The 9,347-nt window shown below is 35.7% G+C and carries 6 protein-coding genes; 4 read left to right on the forward strand and 2 right to left on the reverse strand.

The window, feature by feature from the left end; genetic code table 11:
• From QZ659_RS06600 to QZ659_RS06610, 3 genes are all read left to right on the forward strand, one after another.
• Nucleotides 1-2,630, forward strand: a 2,630-nt coding sequence (locus QZ659_RS06600; RefSeq protein WP_291723800.1) for an HYR domain-containing protein, incomplete at its 5' end; no start/stop codon positions are given.
• Nucleotides 2,631-2,809: 179 nt separating this feature from the next.
• Complete coding sequence (locus tag QZ659_RS06605) at nucleotides 2,810-4,120, forward strand: hypothetical protein (protein WP_291723803.1); 1,311 nt, start codon at nucleotides 2,810-2,812, stop codon at nucleotides 4,118-4,120.
• Between the two features lie 313 nt (nucleotides 4,121-4,433).
• A complete protein-coding gene (locus tag QZ659_RS06610; RefSeq protein WP_291723806.1) occupies nucleotides 4,434-4,937 on the forward strand; it encodes an Lrp/AsnC ligand binding domain-containing protein in 504 nt (167 codons plus the stop codon).
• Nucleotides 4,938-5,017: 80 nt separating this feature from the next.
• Here the strand turns inward: QZ659_RS06610 and QZ659_RS06615 are convergent, their stop codons facing one another.
• Entirely contained in the window at nucleotides 5,018-6,064 is a 1,047-nt protein-coding gene (locus tag QZ659_RS06615) for an oxygenase MpaB family protein (protein ID WP_291723809.1), read from the reverse strand.
• A gap of 411 nt (nucleotides 6,065-6,475) precedes the next feature.
• Between QZ659_RS06615 and katG the strand changes: the two genes are divergently transcribed.
• Nucleotides 6,476-8,716: a catalase/peroxidase HPI gene (katG, locus tag QZ659_RS06620; protein ID WP_291723813.1), complete on the forward strand. Its 2,241-nt coding sequence runs from the start codon at nucleotides 6,476-6,478 to the stop codon at nucleotides 8,714-8,716.
• Between the two features lie 177 nt (nucleotides 8,717-8,893).
• Here katG and QZ659_RS06625 read toward each other — a convergent pair whose 3' ends face one another.
• Nucleotides 8,894-9,220, reverse strand: coding sequence for a hypothetical protein (locus QZ659_RS06625; RefSeq protein WP_291723816.1), 327 nt, complete (start codon nucleotides 9,218-9,220; stop codon nucleotides 8,894-8,896).
• Nucleotides 9,221-9,347: the final 127 nt, after the last annotated feature.

Here is a 9,347-nt window from a genome sequence, read left to right on the forward strand (position 1 = left end):
CACTTACAGTTACGGACAATAATGGAAATACAGATAACTGTACAGCAACTGTTACCGTGGAAGATAATGTAAATCCAAATGCAGTTTGTCAAGATATTACAGTGCAATTAGATGCTTCTGGAAACGTTTCTATCGTAGGTACGCAAGTAGATGGTGGAAGTTCAGATGCCTGTGGTATTGCTTCATTTGATGTAAGCCCTAGTACATTCACTTGTGCTAATATCGGAGCTAATACAGTAACACTTACAGTTACGGACAATAATGGAAATACAGATAACTGTACAGCAACTGTTACTGTGGAAGACAATATAGCACCTATCATTACTTGTCCTGCTGATATTGTAGTGGCAAATATAGCTGGCACTTGTGGAAACACTGTAAACTATACTTTACCAACAGCAACAGACAACTGTGGAATTGCTTCTATCATCCAAACGGCAGGCTTGCCTTCTGGCTCTGTATTCCCTCCAAATACTACAACTAATACATTTGAAGTAACAGATGTTAATGGAAATACAGCAACTTGCTCATTCGATGTTACTGTTAATCAAAACTATGAGTTAGTCTATTCTACTACTCAATTTAGAGAAGCCTATATTACAGCTGCATCTGGTGCAATAAGTAACTCAATTACTATTAATAGTCGTTTCTGTGATGTTTTTGCAGGAACAATAGGAGAAGATTATGTACAAACAGGTAAAGTAACAGTTACTAATGTTCCAAATGGTCTTACAGCTTCTATCAAAAAGGTATCTAATACAGAGCTTCACTTTGCACTATTAGGCAACGCTGACCCTCATACAGCAGCAGAAAGCATTGGTAACCTAACTGTTATTTTTAATGACGCTGCTTTTAGTGGTGCTTTAGCTGCCAATGTAATTAATTCTGCTCGTACAGACTTACAAGTCATATTCCTAGACCTTGTTCCATTGAATCTTCAATCAGATGGTATTTCTACATCAGAGATTAAATTATACTGGGATGAAAACACAGGATATGAAGGTTTTCGTTTGTATAGAGGAATTACTAGGATTGCTGATTTACCAAGTACGGCTACTCAATATATTGACAATAATTTAGATGCTGATACTTTTTACTCTTATCATATCTTTGGAATGATAAATGGAACGGAAATCGCCATCTCAAGAACAACAGATTGGACATATCCACTTCCTCCAATGTTAATTTCTTCTGGCAAGGTATGTGAAAGTGGGCAAGCAATGGTTACACTAAATAGTAGTGCATTTATTTATAATATATATGCAGATGAGACTTCTATTACACCACTAATGACAAGTGATGGAAGTGAGATGTTCTTATTTCCTTCTGTAAATGAAACTACCACTTTCTATGTTAGTGTAATTGGTAAAGACCCTTTAGAACTGAAAGAAAGTGCAAGAATAGCCGTTACCGTAGAAGTAAAATCTGCTTTTGAAGCTGCAATTTTGGGAGAACAAACACAATCAAGTTGTGAAAGTAACGTAGAATTAATAGCTCAAGAAGTAGAAGGAGCAACTTACAGATGGCTTATGAATGGTAATTACACAGGGCATACAGGACAAAGCATAACAGCTCAATATTCAGGTAATTATCAAGTCAGAATTCAGAAAGGAGTTTGTACAGTTATTTCTGATGAAGTAAATATTAAACTCAATCAGCAGCCTGTTGTTAAAATAGAACAACCTAATGGAATAACATTCTGTGATAGGGGAGTTATAAATGCTACTCAAACTAATACAGATGCAAATTATGAGTGGATTCTAAATGATGTAGTGGTAGGAGAAGGTGCAAGTCTTGAAGTTTCACAATCTGGAGTTTATACACTTCAAATTACAGAAAATGGTTGTCAGGCTACAAGTCAGATTGAAGTTGTTGTTATGCCAACGCTTCAAGCTCCTGTTTTGGAAGCCACATCTACTGAAATTTGTGTAAATACAGAAACGACACTTTCTGTACAAAACCCAGAAAATGGTGTAACCTATCAGTGGTTTAGAAATGGTAGAAACCTTAGAAAGACAGGTACTATGCTTTCTACTTCTATGGTAGGAAGCTATAAAGTAGTTTCGATTTCAAATTCATCTTGTTCTATATCATCAGAAGAACTACAAGTCAGTCATATTGAAGTAAAACCTATGTATATAAGAATGAGCGAAGACAAAAAGTCGCTTTTCTTAGAGGATATAAATGGTTCTCAAAATGATATGGCAAATGTGGAATGGTATTTTGCAGGTGAGATTGTTACAAGTATGCAAGGAGCAATAACTATTACTCCAACGGAAGATGGATACTACTCTGCTGTAATTACGACTCAGAATGGTTGTCAAATTCACACAAGGGCTTCATATTTTACAGTTCCAGTAGTTACAGGAGAAGAAGAAGTTAAAGAAGGAGAATTTGCTATCTATCCAAATCCAAATAAAGGTTTATTTAAGGTACGTTTCCCTCTTTTGACAACAGATGAGATAGAGATGACTATTTTTGATGCTTCTGGTAGAAAAATCAAGAAACAACTACTTGAAAAAGGAAAACAAGAATTTGTAATCGATATTCAAGGAGTGTCTAAAGGTATCTACCTCATTAAATTCAATCAAAACGGATCTTCTTATTCACGCACTATTGTTGTGCAATAGATTAAATAGAAAAGATTAAAGCAGATAAATTAAAACCTTAGCTTTTTGAGCTAAGGTTTTTTCGTTTCTCTAGAAAAGAAGTAAAAATTTGAGTTTTGAAGGCATTTTCCTATTTTTAGAATAAGTTCCTAAACTTATAAGTATATAAAAACCCAAATTTTACCTAAACGTACTGAATTATGCCAGACATTCCTCCACAACTACCTAACAATTTACCAGAAGATTCTCCTCGTCAGCCCAATGGAGAAACTCCAGATGTAAATGCTAAAACAAGAAATTTGACTTGTAAAGACTGTGGCGCAAACTTAGTATATGCCCCTGGAACAACTGTTTTGAAATGTAATTATTGTGGTGCAGAAAACGAAATTGCAGAAGAAACAGAAACCGTTATTCAAGAAGAAGATTTTTATACGGCTCTTAAAGAAGTTTCGACAAAAGCAGATATGCAAACCTTACAAACTGTCCAGTGTGATGGCTGTGGGGCAAGAACAACCTTAAAACCTAATGTTGTTTCAGATGAATGTGCCTTCTGTGGTACGCCCCTCGTTACCTCATCGCCAGAAACAGTTGAAGTTTTTCAGCCTAAATCTTTACTTCCTTTTAATATTGATCAAAAAAATGCAAGTAATCTGTTTAAAGAATGGGTTTCTAGCCTTTGGTTTGCTCCCAACGACTTGAAAAAAAGAGCAGAACTTACCGAAAAACTAAAAGGAATGTATATTCCTTACTGGACTTTTGATAGCCAAACTGATTCTCGTTATCACGGAATGCGTGGCGATTATTATTACACAACAGAAAGTTATACAGATAGTGATGGCAATCATCAAACAAGACAAGTACGTCATACTCGTTGGTCGCCTGTCTCTGGACGCATCGACCATTTTTTCGATGATACTTTAGTTTTGGCAAGTCATTCCTTAGCACGAAATTATGTAGATAAGCTAGAACCTTGGGACTTAGAAAAACTTACAGGTTATGATGAGCGTTATTTATCTGGTTTTCAAACTGAAACTTATCAAGTAGATTTGAAAAATGGTTTTGATATAGCCAAAGATAAAATGCAAACTCAAATCAGAAATTTAGTTTCAAGAGATATTGGAGGAGACGAACAGCGCATTGAAAATGTTCAAACTGATTATAATGATATTACCTTCAAACACATTTTACTTCCTCTTTGGATTAGTGCTTATCGTTATCAAGACAAAGTATATCGTTTTTTAGTCAATGCACGCACAGGTGAAGTGCAAGGAGAGCGTCCGTATAGTGTTATCAAAATTGCCTTGGCTGTTATTGCTGTTTTGGCTATTATTGCTCTAGTATTCTTTTTTACAAGCAAAAAACGTAGAGCCGTTGGTTTTGATGAAATAGAAAACTTAGCCTATACAGATTCATATTTCCATTTATTTCAAAATACATTTCAGAGTATTTCCATCAAACTAGAAACTATGAGTCAGTTTATTATGCAAATTGATATACTGAATTTATTTTAAGAAACATACAAGTTTTTTCCATTGCTAATATCTCCACTAGCCAAACAACATACACAAAACAAAAAAGGCGTTACCAAGAGTAACGCCTTTTTGACCTTAACCAATAAACAACACATAAAACACACGCCCTACTATATAGGGGTTGAATTAGAGAATTTTAGTAAAAATAACACAACTAAAATTCTTAATTCTTTACACAAACATAGTGTTTTTTTTTGAAATGTAAAACTTTTGCAAAATATTTTGTAAATATTTATGCAAATTGCAATATTTCTTGTAAATTTTAAAAAAATCATAACAACACAATAAAAAAATGAGTAAAAATTCTCAAATTGACAGTTGCGACCTTCGCATATTGTCTGAACTGACAGACGACGCCAAAATGCCTTATACAGAGGTTGCAGATAGAGTATTTGTTTCGGGTGGAACAGTACACGTCAGAATGAAAAAAATGCAGGACTTGGGCATTGTCAGAGGAGCATCTCTTACTATAGATTATGCAAAATTAGGCTATGACGTAACTGCTTTCTTAGGAATCTATTTAGAACGCAGTTCTATGTACGATGAAGCTGTAGAACAATTATGCCAAATTCCAGAGATTTTGAGCTTACATTATACGACAGGGTCATATAGTATTTTTGCCAAAATTATCTGTAAAGACACCAAACACTTGAGAGAAGTTTTGCACGACAAAATTCAGAAAGTCCCAGGTATTGTTCGAACAGAAACTTTTATTTCATTGGAAGAACGAGTAGAACGTGCGCCACTTTTGAAACAGCTTGCTGAAGAAAGCAAAAAAAGTGAAGAAGCAGGGTAAGAGTACTAAATGGTAGATTATGAATGAATCAGATTAGTTTTGTAATAGTTATTCAATTCCAAAATCTACCTTCTAAAACTCTACATTTCTTTTGCTTGCCCAGCAATCATATTGCGAGCTTCCCAATACGAACGAATAGGATGTGGACTTTTACCAAAGCTAGTTTTCATGGTTTGGATAATAGGCAAAGTTTCTACCATATATTTTGTCCAGTTAGCAGCAGGAACACCTAGCAAATCACACGTTCTGTCTCCCAAAAGAAAACGCATATAACTATGAATATAACTTCTAGGAACAAGAGGAGGTAAAATATCATCAAAATGAGAAAGCAAAGTTTGTGTCAGAACATTTCCAACATGTGAAGACTTAAAATGACGCATTTCGGTATTTTGAGATAGAAAAACAGCTTCTTTCATTGTTTGTGGCAATATTTTTTTCTCAATTCCTAAAAGCTGACCTACTACATACCATAGATGTAGATAGTTTTCTGCATCTTCATTCGTGTATTTTTTGCCTAGCTTTCGAAGCCCACGCAGAACGATAGATGAAAAAGCAATATTTGTTCCCATCAAATCTTCTTGATTGATAGGCAAACCCCACTTCATATCCCAGTTTTTATGATTTTTGAGATGAAAACGAATTGTGGCGTGCAATAATCTGACTTTCAAAATTGTGGTAAAGGCAAGTCCATTGGGTTGTAAACTATCTCTCTGATTGACTTCAAAAACAAAGCGAGCCGTTTCTAAAAGGCGTGTGTGTGCATCGTTTCGCATACGTTCAGAAAAATACAATACCTGCGCTCCATCAGCAGCAGCATAACAATAGGGTAACGACATCGTTCCTAAAAGGCTCAAACAATCTTCTGCATTTTTTTGAAAAAATTCTTGTCCTTTTGCTATCTTTTCTAAATCAGCACCATCTGGCAAAACTGCATTATCTGTAAAATAATTTTGTATAAAATCAGGTAAATCTTCTGGCAGCATTTGGTTATCTCCCCACTGAATTGTAATTACTTTTCTTAAATCTTTCCAAGCATCTTGTTCTTGTGTTTTTTGTAGTATTTCATCAGCTACTTTATCGCCTTGTAGTCTATAATTGTCCCAGTCTATTTGTGTCAGCGTTTGCATTTTCTCATTCGTTTCGTTCTGTTTCTAATCTTTATAACCCAAAAAAACTATTTTGCCCTTTATTTTATCAGTCTGCACTACGAGGCTGACCTTATTCTAATTAGGTCAGTCCAGTAGGGCATGCAATTTTTAGGTGTGGTTTAGTTTTTATCTTGGAATTAGTATTTGTTTGTAAGCTAACTTATTGTTTTGAAAATGGTTTGGTCTAGCAGCAAACCCACATTATCAAATTTATCTATGAAATTATAAAAAATATCAGTTTGATTGATATTGCTAAAAATGCAATCTTTGTGATATACAAAACCATAATAGACTTCTATTTTTTAATTATGGAATTCTTTTCTTAAATTATTGATAAATAGAAAGTTCAAGACTTTTTTCACTCTAATCACAACCTTAAACTCAACGATAATGGAACACTACACAAACGGAAAAGGCAAAGTTTGGGACACAAATGAATCTAGCAAATGCCCCTTCACAGGAGGAGGAGCAGCCAAATTTGTAGCAGGACAAGGCACATCTAACCTAGACTGGTGGCCTAACATGCTCAAAACAAATATTCTGCGCCAAAATTCATCTCTTTCCAACCCAATGGATAAAGGCTTTAATTATGCAGAAGAATTTAAAAAGTTAGATTTAAAGGCTGTAAAGAAAGACCTTTTTGAATTAATGACTAACTCTCAAGACTGGTGGCCTGCTGATTACGGTCATTATGGTCCATTTTTTATTCGTATGGCTTGGCACAGTGCAGGCACATATCGTACAGCCGACGGACGTGGTGGTGGAGGGTCAGGAACACAGCGTTTTGCTCCTCTCAACAGTTGGCCAGACAATGCCAATCTTGATAAAGCACGCCTCTTACTTTGGCCTATCAAGAAAAAATATGGTAAAAAAATCTCTTGGGCAGACCTTATGATTTTGGCAGGAAACTGTGCTTTGGAATCTATGGGAGTAAAACCCTTTGGTTTTGCTGGAGGTCGTGAAGATGTTTGGGAACCAGAACAAGATATTTACTGGGGTTCAGAAGGTGAGTGGTTAGGTGATAAACGCTATTCAGGCGATAGAGAATTGGAAAATCCTTTAGCTGCCGTTCAGATGGGACTTATTTATGTAAATCCAGAAGGTCCAAATGGCAAACCAGACCCATTAGCGTCAGCAAAAGATATTCGTGAAACTTTTGCAAGAATGGCAATGAATGATTATGAGACTGTTGCGCTTATTGCAGGAGGACACACTTTCGGAAAAACACACGGAGCAGCCGACCCTAGCAAATATGTAAGTGCCGAGCCAGCAGGCGCACTCATCGAAGAACAAGGAACAGGCTGGAAAAATACCTTTGAATCTGGCTTTGGAGGACATACCATTACAAGTGGATTGGAAGGAGCTTGGACAAAAACACCAACCAAATGGAGTAATGATTATTTTGATCATCTTTTTGGTTTTGAGTGGGAACTTACCAAAAGTCCAGCAGGTGCGCATCAATGGAAACCAAAAAATGGAGGAGGAGAAGGAACAATTCCAGATGCTCATGACCCTACAAAAAAACACGCACCATTTATGCTCACAAGTGATTTGGCATTGCGTTTTGACCCAGATTATGAGCGTATTTCAAGACATTTCCACGAAAATCCAGATGAGTTTGCAGATGCTTTCTCTCGTGCATGGTACAAGCTGACACACCGTGATATGGGACCTGTTTCTCGTTATTTGGGTGAGGAAGTTCCATCAGAAGAACTAATTTGGCAAGACCCAATTCCTGCTCGTGATTATGATTTGATTGATGGAACCGATGTTGCGTCTTTAAAGTCTAAAATTCTTGATGCTGGGTTATCTATTTCTGAACTTGTTTCTACGGCGTGGGCTTCTGCTTCTACTTTCCGTGGCTCGGATAAGCGTGGAGGTGCAAATGGCGCACGAGTTCGTCTTGCTCCACAAAAAGACTGGGAAGTAAACAATCCAAAGCAATTAGCTAAAGTTTTAAGTGCATTAGAAAACATCCAAAAAGAATTTAATGATGCTCAAAATGGAAATAAAAAAGTTTCTATTGCTGATTTGATTGTTTTGGGGGGATGCGCTGCCGTTGAAAAAGCTGCTAAAGATGCAGGACACAACGTTGAAGTACCTTTCACAGCAGGGCGTACGGATGCCACAGCAGAACAAACAGATGTAGATTCTTTCAAATTTTTAGAGCCAAATGCAGACGGTTTCCGTAATTATTCAAAAGCTGAATTTACGCTTTCAGAAGAGGAAATGCTCATTGATAAAGCACAACTTATGACACTTACAGCACCAGAACTGACTGTTTTGGTAGGTGGAATGCGAGTTTTAGACACTAATTTTGATGGCTCTTCATACGGTGTTTTTACAGAAAACAAAGGACATCTGACTAATGATTTCTTTACCAATCTGATTGATTTTACAACTACTTGGAAAGCTACTTCTGACGACCAAAGAACTTTTGAAGGACGTGATAGAAGAACAGGAAATGTAAAATGGACAGGGACACGAGTAGATTTAATCTTTGGCTCAAACTCTGAACTTCGTGCCTTAGCAGAAGTCTATGCGTGTGATGATGCAAAAGAAAAATTTGTCCATGATTTTATTGCTGCTTGGGATAAAGTGATGAACTTGGATAGATTTGACTTAGCTTAGATTTTGTCGTTGGTGGAGACACCAACAACAACTAAAAATACCAGCTCATTTTTTCAGCTTTTGATAGGTTAAAATATCAATACTTTTTTATCTTACTATTTTTTGAAACAGCCTAAATATAAAATTTAGGCTGTTTTTTTGTGTAAATTCACTAAAATAGTAGATGAATAGAGTCTTTTAAAACTGATATCCGAACGTAGATAGACAGGAATGACAAAATATACCAGAATTTTCCGTTTTGTGTCCTTTTATAGAATTCATAAAGCCTGCAAGGTCTCGTTTATTGCATTTTTGGCAACGAGAGAAATACTTCTCATTTTTTAATATATCATTAATAATACTTTCTATTTCTTCAGTAGAAGTACTAATCCTTTTTTTCTTTATACATGTCCATTCTAATTCGTAGTTATCAACACTAGTCCAAGAAACCTCAGCAATATAAATACTTATATACTTAGCTCTCTCAACTTTGATATACTTTTTTATAAATTCTTTGTCAGACATATTTAGAGGAAATAATGTTGGAAGAAAACCAAAGAAAGTAAAATTTAGCTTTCTGAGACTTATTTTTTTCAAAACAGCCTAAACTTTGTATTTGAGCTGTTTTTTTATTCTACGAAGTTGTTTAAGA

Origin of the sequence: Bernardetia sp. (assembly GCF_020630935.1) — a bacterium.
In the GTDB taxonomy this organism is placed as follows: domain Bacteria; phylum Bacteroidota; class Bacteroidia; order Cytophagales; family Bernardetiaceae; genus Bernardetia.

Coding starts and splice junctions, on each gene's coding strand:
- QZ659_RS06605 (WP_291723803.1), top strand. CDS start 2,810: ATGCCAGACATTCCTCCACAACTACCTAACAATTTACCAGAAGATTCT.
- QZ659_RS06610 (WP_291723806.1), top strand. CDS start 4,434: ATGAGTAAAAATTCTCAAATTGACAGTTGCGACCTTCGCATATTGTCT.
- QZ659_RS06615 (WP_291723809.1), bottom strand. CDS start 6,064: ATGCAAACGCTGACACAAATAGACTGGGACAATTATAGACTACAAGGC.
- katG (WP_291723813.1), top strand. CDS start 6,476: ATGGAACACTACACAAACGGAAAAGGCAAAGTTTGGGACACAAATGAA.
- QZ659_RS06625 (WP_291723816.1), bottom strand. CDS start 9,220: ATGTCTGACAAAGAATTTATAAAAAAGTATATCAAAGTTGAGAGAGCT.